Here is a 20,422-nt window from a genome sequence, read left to right as displayed (position 1 = left end):
CGCGGTTACGCGAAGACACCGTGCAGGAACCAGCGCGGCTGCTTGCCGCCCTGGTAGAGGCCGGCGCGGTAGAGCCAGTAACGGCCGCCGGTCTCGTCCTGGACCCGGTAATAGTCGCGGGTCTCCAGGCTCTCGTTTGCGTCGGACGTGGCCGGGCGCCACCATTCGGGCGCCACGCGCTCCGGTCCCTCGGCCCAGACCACGCGATGCCGGATCCGGCGCCAGTGGAAGGTGATCGGCGGATCATCGGGAACCGGCGCCATGACGTCGATCGGCTCGGGGTTGGGCAGGAGGCGCGTGGGCCGCGGCGGCAGCTTCGGCCACTGCACCTTCTTCTGGCCCTCTCTGGATTCTTGGGCCAGCGGCGCCACCATCTTGATCGCGCGTTCCGGCACATGACTCTCCACGGGGATGGGGCGCGCGAGACGCTCGGCGCCGAGACGGTTGGCGAGACGGTCCATCAAAGGCGCGAGATCGGCGGCGGAGACCGCGGCCTCGTCCAGGTCAATCATGCTGGGGTCGATCATGCCGGATTGCACGGCGGTCACCACCTCGGTGCGTTCGGCGGCGAGGCTCATGAATTCGATGCCGGGGCCGGGATCGATCCGCTCCAGCTTCTCGGCGATGAGATGGAAGAGATGGCGCGGCTCGGCGCTGGCCCGGGCGGTGCCGATGGTGAGCGCGGAAACGACGCCGTCCAGACGATAGGCGGAGAGCTTGAGGGCGCGGGCGCCGCGCTGATGCGTGGCGAGCTCGCGCGACAGGCGCTCGACCAGAATCTCGGCGACGCGGTGAAGCGATTCCGGGGCGGAGATCGGCTCGGCGAAGCCGAGGCCGATCCGGTGTTCCGGCGGCGGCAGGAGCGGCGACAAGGTCTCGGCGGCACAGCCCAGGGCCTGGTCCAGGCGCGTGAGCAGCCTGGTCCCGAAACGCTGGGCGAGGCCGGCGCGCTTCATCGGGTAGAGATCGCCGATTTTGCGCAAACCCAGGCGCTGCAATCCGTCGACGGTCGCGGCGTCGATGCGCAGGGCCTGCACCGGCAAGCCGTCCAGCGCGCCGGAGACGGCGCCGGCCGGGATGATCGTGCCCTGCCTGGACTGGCTGAAGCGCGCGGCAGCCCAGGCGGCGCCGATCGTCCCGGCGATCGCGCCGACAACGTCGAAGCCATGGCTGCGCAGGCGATGCAGCGCGTCGGCCAGCAGTTTCTCCTCTCCGCTATCCCCTGGGGCCCAGAGATGGGCGCAGCCGGTGATGTCGAGCATCAGCCCATCGCTGGGATCGGGCGCCACCAAAGGCGAGAAACGCGTCGCCCATTCGGCGAGCTTATGCAAAGCCGCGAGGTCGCCGGCGGGATCGGCCGGCAGGACCAGGAGATCCGGCACCAACGCCTGGGCATCGGCGACGCCCTGGCCCGGTGCGATGCCGCAGGCGATGGCGCGCGGATCGGCGGCGCGCACTTCGCGGCGCGGGCCGACGGTTTCGACCAGGACGAAAGGTCGATCAGTTTCCTGTGCCCGCCGCCAGCGGTCGGCCGCCCAGAAGCGGAGCCAGATCGCCAGATAGCGGCGCGACCCGGTCCGGCTCATGCCGTTGTGGCCGGGTGCGGAGTTCATCCGATCCATGTGCCTTCTCCATGATCCAGGTGTTGGGGCGGCCGCCGCGACAGCGCGCGAGATCGACCTGCCAGCAGATTTCGTTTTCGCTGGGGAGCGCCCTCACGCGCCAGCGGGTGACCGCGGCGATCGGTTGCGCGGCATCGCGCGCCGCGCGTTCCATCAACCGCCAGCGCCGCAGCACGAAAGCAGTGACGCCGCCGGTCTCCGCCGCGAGTTGCAGGCGGCGGCTCGCGGTCAGGTCGAGCTTCTCGACTTCGCCCAGCACCGCGCCGAGGCTCTTCGCCTTCAAGCCTTCTTCCATGGCCCACAAGGCTTCGTCGTCGCGCTTGGCGGCGACCAGGATCAGACGCTTCGGGTCGAGCTCCTGTTGATGCAGGCCATGGGCGTGGAGATCGATGGCGGCGCGATTGCCCGCGCGGACGATCCAGAGCAGCGGCCCGGTCTCCTGCAGCCGCGCCAGCCAGAGCGCGGCGAAGCCGGCCGCGGCCGCGCCCTCCTCCCGATCGGCGCCTTCGCCCGCGACTTCATGCAAGGCCGCGCGCGGCAGGCCGCCCCAGGGGAGATGCCGGTCCAGCTCGGGTAATCCCAGGGTGATCGGACGCAGCTGTCCGCGTCGGTTCGAGGTGGCGCCAAGCCGCTCCAGCCGTGCGACCTGGTCTCGCAGACCGCTGATCGTAAGCGGCTTTACCCGCGCCGGCGCAGCCTCGGCGGGGTGGTTCTGGTTGGCGGCAAGGGCCGGCGGCATTGGTCGGCGCTCAGGCATTTGTTCATCATGTGTTCTCACCGGTGCCTGAGTCAAGAATTAGGAACAGACAAAGAACTCTGGTCTTTCTCGTAACCGGATTACATCTTGAATCGTAATCCGGTTACGACATATTCTGATATCGAAAGGAAGCAGGCTATGAAGGACAGGACCGCGTCAGAGCGGGTCCGCCGCTACCGGCAACGGCAGCGTGCGCAACGCGAAATCGATCGGGTTGAGGTGCAGGTACCCTCTGCCCTCTCCGAGGACGTCAAGGCGCTTGGGCACAAAGCGCGTGAAGCACTCAAGAATGCGCGCCAGGCTTCGGAACGCGTCGATTTTGTCCTGGGCACCATCAACGCACCCCGCCCAAAAGCCATCGATGTCGGCACGCTTATCCATTGCCTCCTTGCCATCGCGCCGCAAAAACAGTGGCAACCGCATATCGAAGCCCTCTTCGATGAAGTTTCCGAAGAGGCGGTCCATGATCTCGTGCTTGCGAAGATCGTGAGCTTTGAAGATCTCTATAGAGCGTCTCGAACCTGGAACGTAGGTCATGGCCGAATCGCCGGATGGGTCAGAGAAATGGCGAACTTCCGATTGGCAAGCGCTGCTGCGTAGCGCGCTGACGCTGATCGATACCATTGAGGGAAACGTGCCGTGGTCATTTGGCGGCGGCACAGCTCTCGCCGTCCAGCTTGCCCATCGCATCAGCTACGATATCGACATCTTCATTCCAAATGCCGATGCGGTGACGGAACTCTCGCCCCACGCCAATCCTGCAACGCGAGCGCTGCTGGGCGGCAGGAAATACGAGTTCCCAGGCAGCTATCTCAAGCTCAAGCTGGATGCAGGAGAGATCGACTTCATTGTCGGCGGCAAGAGAACGACGGATCCAAGCCGGCCTTGGCGCTTCGAAGACCGTGACATTCTCATCGAAACGCCTTGGGAGATAGCCATCAAGAAGCTCTTCTATCGACCCTCAACCTTCAAGGTCCGAGATATCTTCGACCTCGCCGCGATTATCGAGACGCAAGCCGAGAAGCTCTCTCCCTATGTGCCTGTCGTTGCGGACAAGCTCGACAAAGCGATCGATCGGATCAGCCTCGTCCTGCCTTCCTATGAGGAAAGAGCGCTGAATGACGTCAATTCGACAGAGCTTGGCAGAAAGTACGCCACAAAGGCCGCAGCGCAGAGCGTCCTGGACTTCCTGATAGAGCATCAACCCAAGCAAATATAAGGCCCTGAGTCGCCTGACTCTACGCGTGCAACGCCCGGTCGATCGGGGGGCCGATCTCGAAGTCGCGGAAGGTGACTTCGAAACCCTCGCGTTCCGGCGAGCAGCACATCACGCCGACCTGCAGTTCCGCCGCCGGCTTGAGGTAGGCGAGGCGCAGCATCTGCCATTGGCCGGTGCCGGGGTCCTCGAACTGGATGCGGATCGCCTCGCCGTGGCGGGTCACGCGGATCGAGACTTCGTCGCGGGCCTGGCGGTAGGGCAGCACCGACCAGTCGGAGAATTCGTTGGTCACGACCGCCGAGAGATGGCGCTCGCCGTCGGTGTATTCGATGCCGGTCTTCGCCCAGTGACTCTCGTCGGCGCGCAGCATCAGGCCGGCCTGGTCGTAGAGCGCCTCATAGCGGCCGGTGAACTTGACCGAAGCCGTGAAGTCGCCGGTGACCTTGCGCTGCAGGAAATGTCCGCTGTGCCGGCGGAAGCCGTAGAAGGTCTGCTGCCAGAAGTCGGTGGCGCCGCGGGTCTTGACCGTGAGTGCGTTATCGGCACGCGTCTCTGACAGCGGCGGGTTGAGCCAGGTCAGCCCGTCGAAGCCCACTAATGCGCCTGCAGGATGGCGTCGATATCGGCTTCGAGCTGCTTGGTGCGCTGCTTCAGCCGGTCGAGCTCGGCCTGGCGCTGGGCCAGGGCGCCGCTGGTGTCGGTCTGCGCCAGCTTGGTCTGGTCTTGCACCCGCTGCAGCTCGCGTTGCGCCTGGGCAAGCCGCTGCTGGTCGACCTGGCTGTTGGAACGCGCTTTCTGGATCCGCGTGTTCAGGGTGTTGAGCTCGGTGTCGAGGTTTCTCAGCTCGCCGGAGATCTTGTCGATCTGCCGGTTCAAGCCCTGCTTCTGCGCCGCCAGGTCCTGGTTCTGGCGCTGCAGCTGCACGTTCTCGTCCTGCAGGTTCTCGGCGGCCTGCTGCTTCTGGCTCACCTGGTTCTGATAGGCGCCCATGTTCCGCTGCGCGCAGAAGTAATTGTCGGTGCGCGGATCGCCGGTGCAGGAGGAGGAGCAGCCGGATAGCGCGCCGATCAAGCCGAGCAGCAGGGCCGGCAGGATTGCGCCGGTGACGCGCGACACTTTTCCGCTCATTGCAGGACCACGGCCTTGCGGCGTTCCACCAGCTTGTCGTATTCGCGCTCCAGCTCTTCGTTCTGGTCGCGCATGTCGGCGATCTGCTGGTCGAGCGCATCGACGCGCTCTTCGTCGATCTTGCGGCGGGTGCCCTGGGCCATCTGCTGGGTGTCGGAAGCCATCTGCTGGTATTGCTCGCTGTTCGCCTTCATCGAGGTCATGCGGGTCTTCAGCGCAGCGGAATCGGCGTCGATGGCGGCCAACTCCTTCTGCGCCTGGGCCTTGGTGATCCGCTTGTTGGCGTAGTCGTCCTCGAGCTGGTCGAGCTGGCGGCTCAGCGTATCGACCGAGGCCTGCAGCGCTTCGCCGGAGGCCTTGAGGTTGGCATTCTCGGTGCGCGCCGCCTCGAGCTGGCAGTCGTAGCGCGCGAGCTGCACCGCGTAATACTTCTTCTGCTCCGCGGTCTGCACGCCGGAGGCGGCACCCAGCGCGCCGCCGGCCACGCCGCCGATCACCGCACCGGTGGCCGCACCGCGACCCGCGTTGTTCGACATCATCGCGCCCGCCGCCGCGCCGAGCAGCGCCAGCAGCACCGCGCCGGCCGCCGTCGCCACGCCGACGGTCTCAAAATAATTCACCGGCACCTGGTCTTCGTTGATGTTCATGCAGGCGGCGACGCCGCCCGACTTCACCACCGAGCCGAAGTTGCCGGGCTGGACATTCGCCGTCTTCGCGCCGGCGCCGCGGTTGGGATCGTAGCCCGGGGGCGGGCCGCCGCTGCTCCACGCGCAGCCGCCGCCCTGGAAGACGGTCAGGCAGGCCACGGCCAGCAGGAAGCCGCGCGCAGGTGCTGGAACTCTCATCTCACTCCCGCTAGTTGGCGCGAACGCCAACAATCCCTTTGAGCCACTCTTCCGACCGGACGGTATTGTCCGACCGGTATTTCTGGATGGCCGCAAGCAACGCCTGGCTGAAGGGATTCAAATAGGACGCCCCGCGCTGAGTCAACTCGCCCCCGAGAGCCTCAGCCTGGCCCTTCAAGAGGTTTTGATCATAGTCACGCAGTTGTATGATCAGCGACCCGTAAAGCGTTAAATTCGAGTCAATCCGCTTCTTCTGGTCGTCCACGCTCGCCTGTGCCACGGCGATCCGGGCGGAATCCTGCGGTTGATCTTTCTTGCGTCGCTCAAGCTGCTGTTCCAGCAGCACCAAATATTCGTGATCGTGCTGGATCAAGGCGCCGAGCCAGGCGCCCTGGTGGATCAGCGCCTGCGCCGCCTTGGCGCGCTGCTCCTCGACCCGGGTCATCTGCTCCTTGACCGTGCCGGCCAAGGTCTCCAGCCGCGCCTTCATGGCGGCGTCGTCGGCCATCCGGGTCAGGGCCTTGATCTCGTCCAGCGGGTCGGCGAGCGGCTGGCTGGATTCCGGGGCGATCGATTTCCCCAGCTTCTCCCAGGCGTTTCGCGCGTCCTCGACCGCCGCGTCGTCGGTCAACACCGGCGCGGTCACGACGATGCGGAAGCCGGTCGCCTTTGAGCGGCGCGCGCCCCCAGGCGTATAGGGCGGGTATTCGACGCGATAGGCGGAGCGGATCGCATCCTTGGGGGTCAAATAGCTGCCGCCCTTCACCACGTCGCCGCCGGCGCGGCCATGCAGCCGCTTCACCCGGTCGAGCTGGTAGAGATCGGCGACGAATTCCTCGGCATTGCCGAGCATGTCGTAGAGGCCGAGCGGGTTGGGCTTCAAGAGGCCGGTCACCTGCAGCTTGCCGTTGGCGGATTCGGGTCCGGCATAGGCGACGTATTGCGGCATGCCCTCCGGCATCGGGAAGAGCGGTTCCTCGAACTCCGGCGGCGCCACCGCGATGCCGCCGCGCGCCGCGAATTCCCACTCGACCTCGGTCGGCAGCCGCGCGAAGGCGACCTCGCGGCCGACCGCGGGCAGCTGGTCCTTGGCGTTGGCGAGCAGCCAGACCGAATAGGCGTCGGCGAATTGCTCCGCCTCCAGCCGGGTCACGCCGGTGACCGGCAGGCGGCCCTTGATCTCGGCCTTCGGGCAGGCCGGCTTCATCAGCGCGTCGAACTGCAGCTGCGTGGTTTCGTATTTCGCCAGCAGGTAATAGCGGCTGGACGATTTGTCGGCGAAGGGACCGTCGATTGCGCCGGCGCGGGAATATTCGGAATAGGCGTAGTTGGGATCGGCGCCGCCGATGGTCATCTGGTAGTCGTCGAGCAACCCGCCGCCGGGCACCGCGATCTTGCGAAAGGCCATGGCGCCGCCACAGGGCATCGGCAGCAGGACGTCGTCGCCCAGGGGAGCGGGGTTGGCGAGCTTCGCCGGCCAGGGCGTGTCCGCCGCCAGGGCGCTGTTGCTCAAGGTTGCCGCCAGCACAAGGGCGGCTGCGCGTTCAAGCTTCACGAAGACACTCTGCAGGTTCGATGCTTAAGACCCGCGCCCCGCCGATCAGGGCGCCGAGCCCGCCGGCGATCGCGGTGACGAGGAAGAGCAGAAGGAACTGGCCGGGCGCCAGGCGGCAGATCGGCCCGTCGATGATCTCCACCGCGGCGATCAACCTGTCGGCCAGCGGCGAAAGGATGAGGAAGACAAGACCGGCGAGGAGGAAGGCACAGGCGGCAACCACCAGCGCCTCGGCGACCAGCATCAGCAGCGCGTTCGAACGGGTGAGGCCGATCAGGCGCAGCACGCTGATCTCGCGCCGACGCCGCTCGACGCCGAGCCATTGGCTGACCGCGATCGAGCAGGCGACGCCGACCATGCCGAGCAGCACGATGATCCCCGCGACCCAGTTGAGCCCGTGGTCCAGCGTACGCACCACGGCGATCTGCTGGCTGCGCATCCGCACTGAGACGCCGGTCGCCTCGACCGCGGCGGCGAGGGCTTCGACCTGGTCGAGATCGCGGGCATAGAGCCTTGCCGAGGCATAGGCGCGGGCCTGCAGCGCGGAGGCGTCCGGGCCGGCCGCGTTGATGCTGTCGACGGCGCCGTCGCGGTAGTCCTCGCTCAGTACCAGCAGGCGTTGGCTGACGAAGGCGAAGTCGCCGGTGGCGAGGCTTTCCGGCGCCAGCGCCTGCACCAGGAGCGAGCGGACCGACGCCTGATCCGCGCCGTCGATCCGGCGCTGCACGGCGGCGCGGACGGTATCGCCGGCCTTCACGCCGAGCTTGCGCGCCGTGGCTTCGGAGAGGATCACCGCGTCATCCTCGGTCGGCACCGGCAGGTCGGCCAGCAGCGGATCGCCCGGCGCGGTCGGGATCATCTGCACGTCGCCGATCATGCCGCCCTGCTCGTTGGCGAGCGCGATGGTCGCCGAGAGCGAGCGCGTGTTCGGCACGATGAAACCCAGGGCCGGGCTGCCGGAGACGGTCTTGAACCAGCCGCCGTCGAGGCTGCGGTTGCCGACGATGATGACTTCGAGATTGCGCGGGTCGGCGCGGAGCTGCGCCAGCATGCCTTCGATGAAGCCGTTCTTCAAGCCGGCGATCAGCAGCAGCGGCACCAGCACCGCCGCGAGACCGATCGTCTGGTAGAGCGAGAGCCGGCGGTGAAACCACAGGCCCTTGGCCGCGAGGGTCGCGACCTGGGCCAGCCGGCGCCCCGCGCCGGGGGTCAGGCTGCGGCGGCGATTCGACATTCGACCTCGCTCGGGCCGACGGGCTTGGCCTGAAGCGTGATACGGCGCGTGCCGGCCTTCTCGGTCAGGCGCGGGTCATGGGTGGCGATGACCGGGGTGATGCCGTATTTCGGCGCGACCTCGACCAGCATCTCGGAGACGACGGCGGCGCTGACGGTGTCGAGCGAAGCGGTGGGCTCGTCGGCCAGCAGCAGGCGTGGGCGATGCGCGAAGGCGCGCGCCAGGCAGACCCGCTGGCGCTGGCCGATCGAAAGCGCCTGGGGTTTGAGCGCGAGCAGGATCGGGGTGATCTCCAGCGCGTTGCAAAGCTGGTCGATGAAGGCGGGATCGCGCCGGCCGCAGAGCATCGCCGGCAGCGCGATATTGTCCTCGACCGAGAGGAAAGGCACCAGGCCGCCGGTCTGCGGCATATAGCCGATCTCCGAGCAGCGGATGTCGGTCAAGGCGGTGTCGTTCGCTTCGGCGAGCAGGGACGCGAGATCGACCGCTTCGCCGTCGCGGCCATGATAGGCGAATTGTGCAGTGCGTGTCGGCCGCAGCACCAGGCCGATCACGTCGAGCAGCGAGCTCTTGCCGGAGCCGTTCTCGCCGGTCAGCAGGACCGGCTGGTTGCTCTCGAATTCCAGGCGGTCGACGACCATGCGGAATTTGGAATCGCCGGTGCCGCGCTGCATCTCCAGGCCGGCGATGACGAGGACCGGTTCCGCCATTTCAGGGCAGCGCGTCGAGCGGCACCGGATAGACCTGCTCGCTGGCCGGCGCCCCGGGGGTCAAGGTCACCCAGCGGCTGACATCCTCATTATAGGCCTTGTAGAGCGCCAGCTTCCGTTCGAGCTCGTCGAGGAAATAGTTCTGCTGGGCGATCGGCCAGGATTTCCAGGTGTCGGCATCGATGTTGAGCACGGCGCTCTTGTAAGGCAGGCCTTCGACATACTCGCCGAGCAGCCCCATCTGGCTGAGCGAGGTCGCCTTGGGATCCTGCAGCTTCGCCGGATCGCGGCCGAGCGCGGCGGCAACCGACTTCACCGCGTCGTAGAAGCCGGCCGGATCGAACTGCTTCTCATGCGCGGCGTCGAGCACACCTTTCAGGGTCTGCTGCAGGTCGCTCAGCTGCGCCTTGGTCAGCAGCACACGGACGTCCACGGTCGCAACCGAGGGCTTGGCGAAGTCGCGGTCGATCATCCAGGACTGGACCAGCTTCGGCGCGGTGGTCTTGGCGGCGCGGCCGAGATAGGCGAGCCGCATCGCATGGCCGACCGCGGCGGTATCGGCCTCGATGTCGCTCTTCGCCTGGGCCGCGGGATCAGCGCCGATCGTGGTCTTGCCGGAGGAGGCCTCCTCGATCTGCTTCACAACCGCGTCGGCCAGCAGCTCGACCGCGGTGCCGAGCTTATCGACGCTGCCTTCGGCGATCGGGTAGTAGAGCGGCTTGGTGACACCGGGATAGGTGCTGAGGATCTCGTATTGCGACTTCGCCCCGGCATGATCCTTGGCGCCGGCCGGCGTCAGGAGATGCAAGGTGTAGATCGCGGCGCCCTGGTCCTTGGCGTAGAGACGGACCTGGTCGGCATTCATCTTGGTCGAGGAGATGGGATCGTTGCCGCCCAAGGGTCCGGCATCGGTGATCAGCACGATGTAGCGCGCGCCGAAATGCGACCAGTCGATCTCCTTCAAGGCGCTCATCACGCCGGCCAGCGAATCCTCGTCGAAGCGCGGGGTGGAGACCGTGGCGGCGGAGAGGTCCTTCACCGCGTTCATGAAGGCGGCCTTGTCGGTCGCCTTGTTGGGATCGACGAAGACTTTCGACGTGTAGTCGATCCCCGCCTCGTTCCCCCCGGCGCGGAAGGCGACCAGGCCGAAGGCGACCTTGCTGCTGACCGCCTTGCCGCTGATATCCTCGTAGAGCTTCTCGACCGCCTCGCGGGTGCGATCGATATAGGGGCCCATCGACTTGGTGGAATCGATGACGAAGACCACGCCGGCGGTGAAGTTCTGCAGCATCTCGGCGTCGCTGGGCGCCGCCGGCGGCTGGTTCGCATCGACCGCGACGGCGGGCAAGGAGGCCAACTGCAGCTCGATGGTCTGGGCGCCGGTCTGGGTCATCTGCTCGCGCGAATCCAGGATCGGCAGCAGATAGAACTGCTTGGTGAAATCGATGTATTTGTTGGGCTCGGTGGCGATCACCGGAAAATCGGCCGGCAGGTTGCCGCCGGCGATGGTCTTGCGGAGCTCGCCCGCCGCCGCACCCGGATCGTCGGCGTTCAGCACCTTCTCCAGGTTGTCAGCGCTGTCGAACATCAGCGCGGGGTCGCGGTTGGAGGGATTGGTGAAGGTGAGGACGATCTGCTGCTTCCAGTCGAGCGCAGCCGTCGCCGGGATCCAGCCGAGGGTCTTGCCGTCGGCGGCGGGGCCGACTTCCAGCCAGGCGGCGCCGCCCACATCCTGGCGCGCATAGACATAATAGATGCTCATTGCCGGCACCGGCTTGCCGTCCTTGGCGCCGGGCTTGGAGAAAAGCTGGGCATCCGGCTGGGCGAGGACGCGCTGATAGAGCGTCTTCTTGCCTTCCATCAGCAGCGGCTTCCTTTCGGCGGCCGAAGCCGGCGCGATCAGAAGCAAGGCCGCGAAAATGAGCGCGAGGCTGCGCAGCATCATGGACCCAACTCCTTCAGTTTCGCGGCGGCATCGGCATCGCCCTGTTGCGCCGCCTGCTTCAGGAGGTCGATGCCTTCCTGATATTTGGGCGTGTCCTTGCCCGGCGCAACCAGCATGGCGCCCAAGCGGCGCATCGCCTCGACCGACTTGCCGTCGATCGCCTTGCGGTACCAGAAGGCGGCGGTGTCGGAGCTCACGGTGCGGTTCGGCGCGCCGACCTCGGGACAGACCGGGTCCACGGGATCGTAGAAGCGGCCCATCGCCAAAGCCGCCTCGGCATCGCCGGCCTGGCCGAGATCGCGGTAGAGCACCGAGGCCCAGTTGAGCTGGCAGGCGGCCAGGGTCTCGCGTGCCTTCGCCAAACGCTCCGGTGCGTTGGGGTTGGCGGCCAGGAAGGTCTTGATCTGCTCCAGTTCGCTTTGCGCCGGGGCCGCGGGTGCGGGCTGCGGCGCTTCTTCCGTCGCGCCGAGCAGCTTGTCGCGGAAGAACCAGCCGGCCACCGCCAGCGCCAGGACGAGGATCAGGATCACCACGATCAGGCCGAAGCGGCTGCCCGACGATCGCTCGATCGGCGCGCGATCGGGATCGGCGGTGAGAGTCGGGCGTGACGGCGGCGGCGCGGGTTCCGGTGTCGGCGGCGGTGGAGGCGCGGGTTCGGGTTCCGCTGCGCGGCGCTGCGGCGCGCCGGCGGCGCCGGAGGCGAGCAGAATCGGCTGCTGCGGGATGATGATGGTGGCGCTGGCCACGCCAGCCGGCGTTTCGATCGTGACCTGGAAAGCGTTGCCGGCGAGCGCGGCGGCGATCGGATCGACGATCTCCGGGCCGACGGCGATGTCGAGGCCGTCGGCGGTCGGCGTGCGGCTGGAGGCGCTGACTGGGAACCAGAAATCCGGCGAGCTCTGCCAGCGGCCTTCGCCGCCGAGATAGGTGTCGGGGCCCTGGTTGCGGCGGATCTGCAGCCGGAGACTGCCCGCCTCCGCCGCCAGCCCATGCAGCCGAAGCTGCGCGCGGCCCGGATCCTGGCCGATGAGTTCAGCGCGGAGAGCCACTATTGCGCCCCTCTCATTGGACCAATGCGCGCGCCTGCACGTCGACGGCGGCGACGATGGCCGCGAGCGTGCGGGCCTGGGCCGGCGAGAGTTCGGAGCCTTCGCTGAAGCCGGCATTTTCGATCACGAGATCATGCAGAGCGGTCAGCCAGTCGGACATCAGCAGCAGCGCGTGCGCGCCGTGATCGGCTTCGTCGAGCTCCGGCAGCGCGATCGGCGCCTTCTGGGTCTCGAAGATGCGGCGGTTGCCGACCACCAGGTTGATCGGGCGCGGGCGGTTCAATGCGCCGAGATAGCTGGTGAAGGTCGCCAGCTCCTGGCGCGCGATCAGCACCTGCTCCTCGGCGACCTGGGCGCGGCGTCGCGTCGCGCTCATCTCGGTCGCGGAACAGGCCTTGGCGATCTGGTCGGGCAGCTTCGTGCGCAAGGCGCCGGCGATCATCTCCTCAACGATGACCCGCGCGGCTTCCGCCTGCAGGCGCACGTGGCGGAGCTGCTTCTCGTTGTGCGGCAGGTCGCGCAGCTGGTTGACCCAGGCGGCGATCACCACGTCGGCGAAGTGGCGGGCACGGTTGCTCGGCGCGGGCGCCGCCGAGGCGCCTTTGCTCTTCAGGAGGTCGCGGAGCGAGCCGCTGACGCCCTTGCCGTTGGTCAGGCCGCCGCGGGTGTCGATGCTGAGATAGCAGGAGCGCATCTGCTCGGCGTCCAGCAGCAGCACGTCCAGCAATTCGGCGAAGCGCGGCGGCTCGTTGTCGGCGATGGCGCCGACCAGCCATTCGGCACGCTTGCGCTTGGTCTCCAATTCCTCGCCGCCGATGCCGACATGGAAGATCTCGAGCTTGGCGCGGGTCTCGGTCACCAGCGCCAGCAGCTGCTCCTGCAGGCGCTGGGCTTTCAGCTTGCCGATGCCGATCGATTCCAGATATTTCACGATCCGGCCGACGCCGCCGTCATTCGGCGCCAGCATCGCGTCCCAGGCATCGGCCGGCTCGGCGACATGCTTCAGCACTTCGTCGCCGGCCAGGAAATAGTCGCGGATCTGCGCCAGGCGGCCGAGCTGCGAGGTCACCACCCCGGTTTCGTGCCCGTCCCGCATGCCGAACAGCAGGCTCTCGACCCGCGGCTTGCGGGTGAGGAAGAGATTGCGGAACGGGCGGCCGTCCCAGTCCCGCACCCAGTCATAAGTGCGGAATCGCTCGAAGGTCATGTGCATGACCGCGTCGCCGGCCACACGAAGGGTCTCCGGCGTCTCGTTAGCGGTGGGCAGCAGGCGCAGGTCCCACATCGTGGTGACGATCAGCAGGCCGGACGGACGGCGGGCGCGAATCTGCGGCGTCTCGCCCTGCACGGTGCGGACCCAGTCGTCGAGCACCGGGCCGATATCCTGGACGTCGCTCTGCTTGGTCGAGGGCGCGCAGAGGATCAGCGCGTTCATCTCCTGGTCCTCGGTATAGCGCTCGAAGAGATAGGAGACCTTGCCGCGGAGCCAGATGTCGGAGACGTGGTAGCCGTCCTCGCGCTCCTCGGTCGCCGAGAGCAGTTCGCGCTTCGGATCGGTGATCTTCAACCGGCCGCGATAGCCGGGGAAGTCGATGAGATCGGTGCTCTCCAGCACCGCGGCGACCGGCTTCTCGGTCAAGGTGAAGCGCAGCTCGGCGGTCACGCCGGCGAGCAGCCCGCGCGGCAGCTGCTTCACCGCGCCCATCTTGGAACCATCGGGGCCGGCTTCCAGGACCGGGCGCACCTTCACCAGATCGCCGCCGTCGCCGTCGAGCAGGCGCAGGCAGTCGACATTGTTGATGCATTTCGCCTGGGAGAATTCACCGCTCTCGTCGCCCTCGACCAGGGCTGCGAGCTCGCAATGCAGCGAGCGCGCATGATCGACTTCCGCCAGACCGGCCTGCAGGCGGAGATAGAGATCGGAAAGCTGCTCCAGCCCGCCCCAGAGCAGGCCGAACAGATCGGCGCGCGCGGTTGGCAGAAGATGGGGCGCGAGCTCGATCGCATTCGGCCAATAGGCGCCGCGCAGGCTCTGGCTGGTCTTGCGCGAGAGCCGGTCGAAATAGTCCATGAGATCGACCACGTCGTCGGCGGTGAGGCCGGGCACCGGCGCGCCCTGGCGCTGCGGGCCGACGCGGCGCAGGACCTCGTCGATATTCTCGGCCTCGACCCGCGCGGTCATTGCCTCCTGGTCGAAGTCGCGGATGTAGGAGTTCCAGAGGATCTTGATGAGATCGGCTTCGCTGACCAGCTCGACCTCAACCGGAAAATCGGCCGGCGCCTTCGACCGGGTGCGGGTGAAGCGGGTGACGAGACCGGTCGCCTCCTTGCCGCCGCCCGGCGGGTTCACATGCTTCATGAAGTCGAGGCGGGTGTTGCCGAACATGGATTCGACGCGGCCGTTCTCGCCCTTGGAGAGCGAGTCCACCAGGAAGGACTTGCCCGCCTGGCTGATTCCGAAGATGCCGATCGCCGGCGGCCGCGACGCCGCCTTGGCCAGGCGGCGGCTCTTGTTGCGGATGCGGCGCAGCGATTCGATGGTCGGGTCGGCCTCGCGTTCGACGGATTTCGCGTTGGCGCGGGCATCTTGGACCCAGTCGATGGCGCCGCCGATCGCCTGGCCGAGAGCGGTGCCGGTGCTGGAGAGAGAGTCGGTCATCCAATAATCCTCAGACCAGGACCGAGCCGGTGTCGAGCCAGTAGTCGTTGGCCTCGAGCACATTGCTGTTCAGCGTCTTGAAGCGCAGCAGCAGCCGGTCCTTGCCGATGCTGCGGCCCTCGCTGCCGTCCGCTTCCCGCACGGCAACGCGCGCGATGCGGAAGCGTTCCAGCCCCTGGTCGCGCGCCGCCTTGGCGCGGCGATTGCCGCCGCTGCGGTCCAGCTCAAGCGTCACCAGAAGCGTGAGATTGTGCAGCTCGGCGCGGGCGTCTTCGCGGTAGCTCAGGGAATAGAGCGGCGCCGCGGTCCAGAACGGGGTCGACAGCTGGCGGAAGCCGAGGCGCATCGGGCCGGAGATCACGATCGCCCGGTTCGGCAGCTGGTAATCCGGGTCGTCGAGATCAATGTCGGCGAAATAGACATCTTCCGGCTGGATGAGGTTGTTGCCGTCGAGCCGGCCGAAATAGCGCATGGTCGATTTGAGATCGAATTTCTGCGAGAGCAGGCTGAAATTCGGCAGCCGGCCTTCAGCCAGCACGCAAAGCATGGCGCCGACTGCCGCCGTGGTCTTCGGGTCCTGGATCCGGCCATGGCGGTGGAAGGGATACCAGGCGCCGGCGCGGTAGTTGTGCAGCGGCACCACGCGGTCCGGCGAGACCGGCATCAGCGAGCGCACCAACTCCTGCACGCCGGGCAGGCGCGAGGGACGGCCGGTCAGCAGCAGCACGTCGCAGGCATAGCGCGCGACCACTTCCGAGAGCCAGCTCAATGGGCCGTTCAAGTCGATGTCCTTGCCGATGAACATCGCATGCAGCCGGTCGAGATCGACCGCGACCGGCACCTTGATCACGTTGAAGGCCGCGCCGTTCGGCAGGCTCTTGCGCGCACCCTTGTTGAAATAGGCGAGCGCGCGGTCCTGGGGTTTGCGGCCCTGCAGCAATTCCTCGATGGTCATGCTGCGCACCGGCGCACGCTCGACCGGATCGTAGTTCTCGTAGAGATGCAGCAGCGAGATCGCCGCCGGCACCAGGACCTGGGCGGTGAACTGCTGGCGCAGCACCTGGTCCTCGATCTTCAGGTTCTCCGAGCCGACCAGCTGCGACATGAGCGACTCGATCTCGTTCGCACCGGCAGCGGCGAGGGCGGATTCGATCGCCGGCAGCAGCTGCGACTTGATGGTCTCGAGCACGATGTCGTCGCCGGCGAGCTTGAAGCCGTCGCGGAACAGCTGCCGCGGCTCGATCTTCACCGCATTGCCTTCGGCCGGCAGCAGCACATAGTCGGTGACCACGAGATCGGTGGTGCCGCCGCCGATGTCGATGGTGCCGACGCGCAGACGCTCATCGCCGCTCGGCGCCACGTCGCGGCGGCGCATGGTCTTGAAGAAGAGCTTGGGATCGCCGCCGAAATGGTTGGCGCATTCCGAGAACAGATAGACCACCTGGCCGCAGGTCGCCTCGTCCCATTTCATGATGATCTCGGGGAAGGGCAGCTTCGGCGGCCTGGTCTCGTCGTCGGGCGCCGCGGTCTCGTCGTGCCAGGACATCGCCTTCCAGACCGTGGCGACCGCGTCATCCATGCGGCGCTTCAGGATGCGCTGCTCGGGCAGCGGCATCGAGGGCGGCACGGTCAGCACGATCCGGCGCAGGCGCCGCGGCAGGTTGGACTGCGCCTGGCGCATACGCTGCATCGGGCTGTTGATCTGCGACAGCGCCTGCAGCAGCACCTCACTCAGCATGATCATCATCAGCGAGCTGCGAGAGTAGTGCGGATCGAAGACCGGAATGCGGCGCGGGTCGGTCTGCTCTAAAGCATAGAGCGGCTCGCCGGCCTCGTTGATGAACTGGCAATAGGGATAGGCGGTGGCGAGACGCTCTCGTGGCTCCTCGCTCTCGAACTGGTTGAAGCGCCAGCCGTGGAGATAGCTTTCCTCATCCCAGAGATAGCGTTTCGGGCTGCTCAAGCCCGTCGAGCCCTCGGTGCCGCGGCGCTGCGCCGCGAGCTTGGTCGCTTCCGGCCCGACCCGGGCGATGGTCGGCCAGCTGAAGGCATTGGCGCGGCCGCTCAAGGACGACGCGCTCTCGGAGCCGAAGGTCGGCTGGTTGAATTCCAGCCGGCTCTCGAAGGGTTCGCGATAGACCAGCTGCGGCTCGGAAAGGTCGCGCAAGGCGAGTTCGTAGCGGTTGTGCAGCGAGGAATCCTCGCGGTCGTGGTCCTCGATCAGGATGCCGCAGGTGCGCGAATTGCCGACGTCGAGCACCAGGTCGACGTCGATGGTCGGGTGCGCGCGGTCGTCCTCGTTGCGCAGCAGAGTGATGCGTGGGATCTCGAAGAACTGGTCGAGCAGGCCGATGAAGGTCAGGTAATGCGCAACGTCGAAGCCGCGGCCGATCTCGCGCTCGATATCCTCGGACTCGTAACGGAGATGCCGCGCCGCGTTCTGGCGATAAGCATCGCGGATCCAGCGCGAGACCCAGTCGAGGCCGACAAAGGGCAAGGGCTCGAAGCCGCGCGCGGCGAGCATGAAGGGCTGGCCGGCGCCGATGTCGTTGCCATGCGGCGCGAGATAGCCGATCGCCTTGTCTTCCGGCACCGGCAGGACCGCGGTGTCGATCGCGACGGTCAGGCGGTGGGTGAAACCGTCCTCGTCGGGTGAAGCGAGTTTCGTGAGCCGCGCCCGCGCCCAGTTGGTCGGGCCGAGATCGAAGCTGCGGCCGGGCCGCGCGCGCAGAATCGGAATCGGCAGCCAGGTCGAATCCAGCAGGGCGACGGTGTCGCCCATCGAAATCTGGATGATCGGCTTCTCGCGGCCGCGCACCGTGCCCGCCGCCGCTCCGGCCTGCGCGGGAAGGCGATAGCTGTCGTCGGCCTCGTCATAGTCGAGGCGCACCAGCGCGCCGGAGCCGTCGCGCGCGAAGCCGACCTGCGGCGCCCGGTTGATCCGGTCGAAGGCGACGCCGAAGTCGAGGAATTGCAGACCGCTCTCGGCGATCAGCATCACGCCTTCGCCGAACTTGGTCAGTTCAGCGAGCATGGCGGTCTCCGCTCGACGTCCGGGGTCGCGATGGATGGGCGCTCGGCATGATTTCCCCTATTGCCCCAGCAATATGTCGTATGTCTGCCCATTTGGGTAGCGCCCTACGCAATGGGTCTTGCCGTCCGCGGCCTTGCTGCATTCGACGGTCGAGCCCTGGAAGTTGGAGCCGTCGCTGCAGTTCAAGCCGCCCTGATCCTGGATGGTCAGCTTGCCGTTCTGCGTGGTCGCGGCCGAGGCGCCGCTGCAGGTGACGCCGTTGCCGAGCTTCAAGGTCGTGGTGCCCTTGCCCTGCTTGTCGAACTGATAGCCGATGGTCGCCGGCGCGTTCGAGCCCGATGCGCGGAGCCCGGTCTGCGAACGCCACTGGCCCTGCATGAAATCGGCCGGACCGTTGGCCGCACTGCCGTCGGCCGGGAGCTCGATCGGCTTGATCGGCGGTCGCGCACCGGCCTGCTGGTCCGGGTTCTGCTGCTGATCCGGATTCTGCTGCTGGTCGGGCGACTGCGCATCCGGCGGTGTCTGCTCGCCGGTCTTCGGTTGATCGGGATTCTGCTGGTCAGGATTCAGTTGGTCCGAGTTCTGCTGATCTTCAGGCGTCTGCGCGTCGGGTGGCGTGTTCTGATCCGCATTCGGCTCGGCGCCCTGATCGGGAGTCTGCTGCGCGTTCGGGTCTACCGGCGTGGTGCCGGGCAGAGTCGCGTCGGGCTGGACTGGTGCGTTCGGATCGACTGTGCCATCCGGCACGACGACCGTGCCGTTGGTGGTGCCGTCGATCGTGCCGCTGCCCGGGACGGTGCCGGTGACCGTGCCGCCGGGGACGGTGACAATCGTGTTGTCAGGCGTGTTGTCGGGCGGCGTCTCGCTCGGCCAGACGATGCCTTCGTTGCTGAGATAAGGCACCGGCGCCTCGATCACGTCGCAGGAGCGCAGCGCCATCAGCAAGATCAGGAGGAGCAGCAGCAAGCCCAGCAGCCACCACAGCCAGCGCCACCAGCTTGCACCCTCGGCGACCGCCACGGCTGCAGCCGCGCCACCGGCGGCGGGCGCAATCGGCGCCGCCGTCGCCACGCGCTTGATTGGTTCCTGCTTCACGATGTCCGCCAGGCGGTGGCGGCTCGGATCGGCGCCGGCGGGGATGAAGCCCCAGAAGGTGACGACCGGCTGGCCCTTGATGATGAAGATATGCGAGCTGTCCGGGATGAAGGGGCAGAGCGCCAGCAGACGCCCGAACACCAGCTGGTCGTTGCTCTGCGGATCGGCCACGATCCGGCGCGCATGGCTCTCGATCTTGTCGTTGAGCTCCAGCAGTCGGCGGCGCGCGGCGTCGCGCTCTTCGGGCGAGGCGGCATCCCAGGGGACGATGTCGCCGTCTTGGGTCGCATACCAGTCGATGTTGCGGCCGACGGAATCGAATTTCGGCACGGCGAAGAGATCGGCGGCGTCACGGCCGATCTGGTGCAGGACCGCGGTGCGGATCTGATCCGCCGCGTCATAGACCGGCTGGCCGATCTCGCCCAGCGGCGTGTAGTCGCGCAGGTTGCCTGACTTGAGAAGCGGGCCGGAATACATCTACGGTTTCCCTTTGCACGCGGGCGGCAATGCCGTCGGATAGGTCGCCTGCTGCATGGCTTGCTTGATCTCGGCGGGCGTGCGCGCCGGCAAGACCTTGCCGCCGCCGTTCTGGGCGATGCAGGCACCGCCGCCGGTGCCGCTGACATCGACGACGTTGATCGTCATGTTCGGATGGCTGGCCTTGGCCGCGGCGGCCACCGCGCAAGGATCCTTTTCGCCGCAGGAATCCTCGCCGTCGGTCACCACCACCATGACCGTCGGCTTCTTCTTGCTGAGGATGTTGGCGGCGCGCTCCATCGACCGGCCGAGCGGCGTGCCGCCCTGCGCCTGCAGGCTGTTGACCTTCTGCTTCAGCGCGTTGCGGTCGATGAAATAATCGTTGTCGATCGAGTTGCAGCCGTTGAACTTCACCAGCGCGGTGTCGACATCGGCCGGCAGGTTGTCGGCGATGACCGCGACCGACGATTTCGCCGCGTCGAGACGGGTCTCGCCGCCGGCATCCTCCCGCATCGAGCCAGAGGCATCGATCACGAACACCACTTCCGGCGCATCCCAGGACTTGCGCTCCTGGATCGCCTGGTCGCAGGCCTGCGCGGGCTCCGGCGGCGGGGGCGGCGGCGCCGCGGTCGCGACCTGCGGCGGCGGTGCGGGCTCGGGCGTCACCGGCTTCGGCTCGACCTTCTTCGGCGGCAGCTCGACCTTCTTCTCCGGCTTCGGCGCGGGCGGCGGCGTCTCCACCTTTTTCTCCGGCGGCGGGGTCGGCTGCGGCGGAGGAGGTGTGGGCTCCGGCGGCGGCACGGCGCAAGCGAGCTTCTTCGTTTCGAATTCCTGGCGCAAAGCCTTGACCTGCTCGCGCAGGGCCATCGCGCGCTGGCGCTCGGCTTCGAGCTGGTTGACCAGGTCCAATCCCATGCTGATTGCGGGATCGAGCGCCGTAGCCTCGGGCGGCATCAGCCAGGCGACCAGCTTCTCGCGCTGGATCCAGCCCATCCAGCCGAGCAGCCCGACCAGCAGCAGCAAGGCCAGCAGCGCCGGCAGCAGCCAGGATCGCGCCGCCGGCGCGGCAGCAAGAGCGGCGGCGGCGGGCGTC

Annotated in this window: 16 protein-coding genes; 1 reads left to right on the top strand and 15 read right to left on the bottom strand. The window is 67.2% G+C overall.

Going from position 1 to position 20,422, the window contains the following annotated elements:
• Positions 1-5 precede the first annotated feature (5 nt).
• The 3 genes from ACH2CY_RS23920 to ACH2CY_RS23910 form a co-directional block, all read right to left on the bottom strand.
• On the bottom strand, positions 6-1,613 hold the full coding sequence (locus ACH2CY_RS23920; protein ID WP_395022319.1) for a Y-family DNA polymerase: 1,608 nt from the start codon (positions 1,611-1,613) through the stop codon (positions 6-8).
• The gene (locus ACH2CY_RS23915; RefSeq protein WP_395022268.1) at positions 1,501-2,361 is read right to left on the bottom strand and encodes an ImuA family protein; all 861 of its coding nucleotides are present in this window, start codon (positions 2,359-2,361) and stop codon (positions 1,501-1,503) included. Before ACH2CY_RS23915 ends, ACH2CY_RS23920 begins: the two co-directional genes overlap by 113 nt.
• Before the next feature lie 174 nt (positions 2,362-2,535).
• The gene (locus ACH2CY_RS23910; RefSeq protein WP_395022267.1) at positions 2,536-2,916 is read right to left on the bottom strand and encodes a hypothetical protein; all 381 of its coding nucleotides are present in this window, start codon (positions 2,914-2,916) and stop codon (positions 2,536-2,538) included.
• Between ACH2CY_RS23910 and ACH2CY_RS23905 the strand changes: the two genes are divergently transcribed.
• On the top strand, positions 2,915-3,598 hold the full coding sequence (locus ACH2CY_RS23905; RefSeq protein ID WP_395022266.1) for a nucleotidyl transferase AbiEii/AbiGii toxin family protein: 684 nt from the start codon (positions 2,915-2,917) through the stop codon (positions 3,596-3,598). The genes ACH2CY_RS23910 and ACH2CY_RS23905 overlap by 2 nt on opposite strands.
• 19 nt (positions 3,599-3,617) lie before the next feature.
• Here ACH2CY_RS23905 and ACH2CY_RS23900 read toward each other — a convergent pair whose 3' ends face one another.
• The 12 genes from ACH2CY_RS23900 to ACH2CY_RS23845 all read right to left on the bottom strand — a co-directional run.
• Positions 3,618-4,193, bottom strand: a complete 576-nt coding sequence (locus ACH2CY_RS23900; protein ID WP_395022264.1) for a DUF1349 domain-containing protein — start codon at positions 4,191-4,193, stop codon at positions 3,618-3,620.
• Complete coding sequence (locus tag ACH2CY_RS23895; RefSeq protein ID WP_395022262.1) at positions 4,193-4,726, bottom strand: hypothetical protein; 534 nt, start codon at positions 4,724-4,726, stop codon at positions 4,193-4,195. The genes ACH2CY_RS23900 and ACH2CY_RS23895 overlap by 1 nt, the downstream gene beginning before the upstream one ends.
• Positions 4,723-5,571 (bottom strand): hypothetical protein, encoded by an 849-nt coding sequence (locus ACH2CY_RS23890; RefSeq protein ID WP_395022261.1) that lies wholly within the window; start codon positions 5,569-5,571, stop codon positions 4,723-4,725. Before ACH2CY_RS23890 ends, ACH2CY_RS23895 begins: the two co-directional genes overlap by 4 nt.
• A 10-nt stretch (positions 5,572-5,581) precedes the next feature.
• Positions 5,582-7,126 (bottom strand): formylglycine-generating enzyme family protein, encoded by a 1,545-nt coding sequence (locus ACH2CY_RS23885; protein WP_395022259.1) that lies wholly within the window; start codon positions 7,124-7,126, stop codon positions 5,582-5,584.
• Complete coding sequence (locus ACH2CY_RS23880) at positions 7,116-8,360, bottom strand: ABC transporter permease (RefSeq protein ID WP_395022258.1); 1,245 nt, start codon at positions 8,358-8,360, stop codon at positions 7,116-7,118. Before ACH2CY_RS23880 ends, ACH2CY_RS23885 begins: the two co-directional genes overlap by 11 nt.
• Positions 8,336-9,070 carry an ABC transporter ATP-binding protein gene (locus tag ACH2CY_RS23875; RefSeq protein WP_395022257.1) on the bottom strand — a complete coding sequence of 245 codons (735 nt, stop codon included), beginning with the start codon at positions 9,068-9,070 and terminating at the stop codon, positions 8,336-8,338. The genes ACH2CY_RS23880 and ACH2CY_RS23875 overlap by 25 nt, the downstream gene beginning before the upstream one ends.
• A 1-nt stretch (position 9,071) precedes the next feature.
• Positions 9,072-11,015: a vWA domain-containing protein gene (locus ACH2CY_RS23870; protein ID WP_395022256.1), complete on the bottom strand. Its 1,944-nt coding sequence runs from the start codon at positions 11,013-11,015 to the stop codon at positions 9,072-9,074.
• Positions 11,012-12,064 (bottom strand): hypothetical protein, encoded by a 1,053-nt coding sequence (locus ACH2CY_RS23865; protein ID WP_395022254.1) that lies wholly within the window; start codon positions 12,062-12,064, stop codon positions 11,012-11,014. The genes ACH2CY_RS23870 and ACH2CY_RS23865 overlap by 4 nt, the downstream gene beginning before the upstream one ends.
• 13 nt (positions 12,065-12,077) lie before the next feature.
• Positions 12,078-14,723 (bottom strand): virulence factor SrfC family protein, encoded by a 2,646-nt coding sequence (locus ACH2CY_RS23860; RefSeq protein WP_395022253.1) that lies wholly within the window; start codon positions 14,721-14,723, stop codon positions 12,078-12,080.
• 10 nt (positions 14,724-14,733) lie between these two features.
• Positions 14,734-17,757, bottom strand: coding sequence for a virulence factor SrfB (locus ACH2CY_RS23855; protein ID WP_395022251.1), 3,024 nt, complete (start codon positions 17,755-17,757; stop codon positions 14,734-14,736).
• 57 nt (positions 17,758-17,814) lie between these two features.
• Entirely contained in the window at positions 17,815-19,329 is a 1,515-nt protein-coding gene (locus ACH2CY_RS23850; RefSeq protein ID WP_395022250.1) for an SrfA family protein, read from the bottom strand.
• The coding region (locus ACH2CY_RS23845; RefSeq protein WP_395022248.1) for a VWA domain-containing protein at positions 19,330-20,422 on the bottom strand (1,093 nt) is incomplete at its 5' end. It abuts the gene before it with no gap.

The organism is Dongia sp. (assembly GCF_041905885.1).
GTDB lineage: Bacteria > Pseudomonadota > Alphaproteobacteria > Dongiales > Dongiaceae > Dongia.
This window is presented reverse-complemented; position numbering and strand designations above follow the sequence as displayed.

Bases quoted from the DNA above. Each gene is read 5' to 3' on its own strand.
- ACH2CY_RS23890 (WP_395022261.1), bottom strand. From the start codon at position 5,571: ATGAGAGTTCCAGCACCTGCGCGCGGCTTCCTGCTGGCCGTGGCCTGC.
- ACH2CY_RS23875 (WP_395022257.1), bottom strand. From the start codon at position 9,070: ATGGCGGAACCGGTCCTCGTCATCGCCGGCCTGGAGATGCAGCGCGGC.
- ACH2CY_RS23855 (WP_395022251.1), bottom strand. From the start codon at position 17,757: ATGCTCGCTGAACTGACCAAGTTCGGCGAAGGCGTGATGCTGATCGCC.
- ACH2CY_RS23870 (WP_395022256.1), bottom strand. From the start codon at position 11,015: ATGATGCTGCGCAGCCTCGCGCTCATTTTCGCGGCCTTGCTTCTGATC.
- ACH2CY_RS23850 (WP_395022250.1), bottom strand. From the start codon at position 19,329: ATGTATTCCGGCCCGCTTCTCAAGTCAGGCAACCTGCGCGACTACACG.
- ACH2CY_RS23880 (WP_395022258.1), bottom strand. From the start codon at position 8,360: ATGTCGAATCGCCGCCGCAGCCTGACCCCCGGCGCGGGGCGCCGGCTG.
- ACH2CY_RS23895 (WP_395022262.1), bottom strand. From the start codon at position 4,726: ATGAGCGGAAAAGTGTCGCGCGTCACCGGCGCAATCCTGCCGGCCCTG.
- ACH2CY_RS23910 (WP_395022267.1), bottom strand. From the start codon at position 2,916: ATGACCTACGTTCCAGGTTCGAGACGCTCTATAGAGATCTTCAAAGCT.
- ACH2CY_RS23860 (WP_395022253.1), bottom strand. From the start codon at position 14,723: ATGACCGACTCTCTCTCCAGCACCGGCACCGCTCTCGGCCAGGCGATC.
- ACH2CY_RS23920 (WP_395022319.1), bottom strand. From the start codon at position 1,613: ATGAACTCCGCACCCGGCCACAACGGCATGAGCCGGACCGGGTCGCGC.
- ACH2CY_RS23905 (WP_395022266.1), top strand. From the start codon at position 2,915: ATGGCCGAATCGCCGGATGGGTCAGAGAAATGGCGAACTTCCGATTGG.
- ACH2CY_RS23915 (WP_395022268.1), bottom strand. From the start codon at position 2,361: ATGCCGCCGGCCCTTGCCGCCAACCAGAACCACCCCGCCGAGGCTGCG.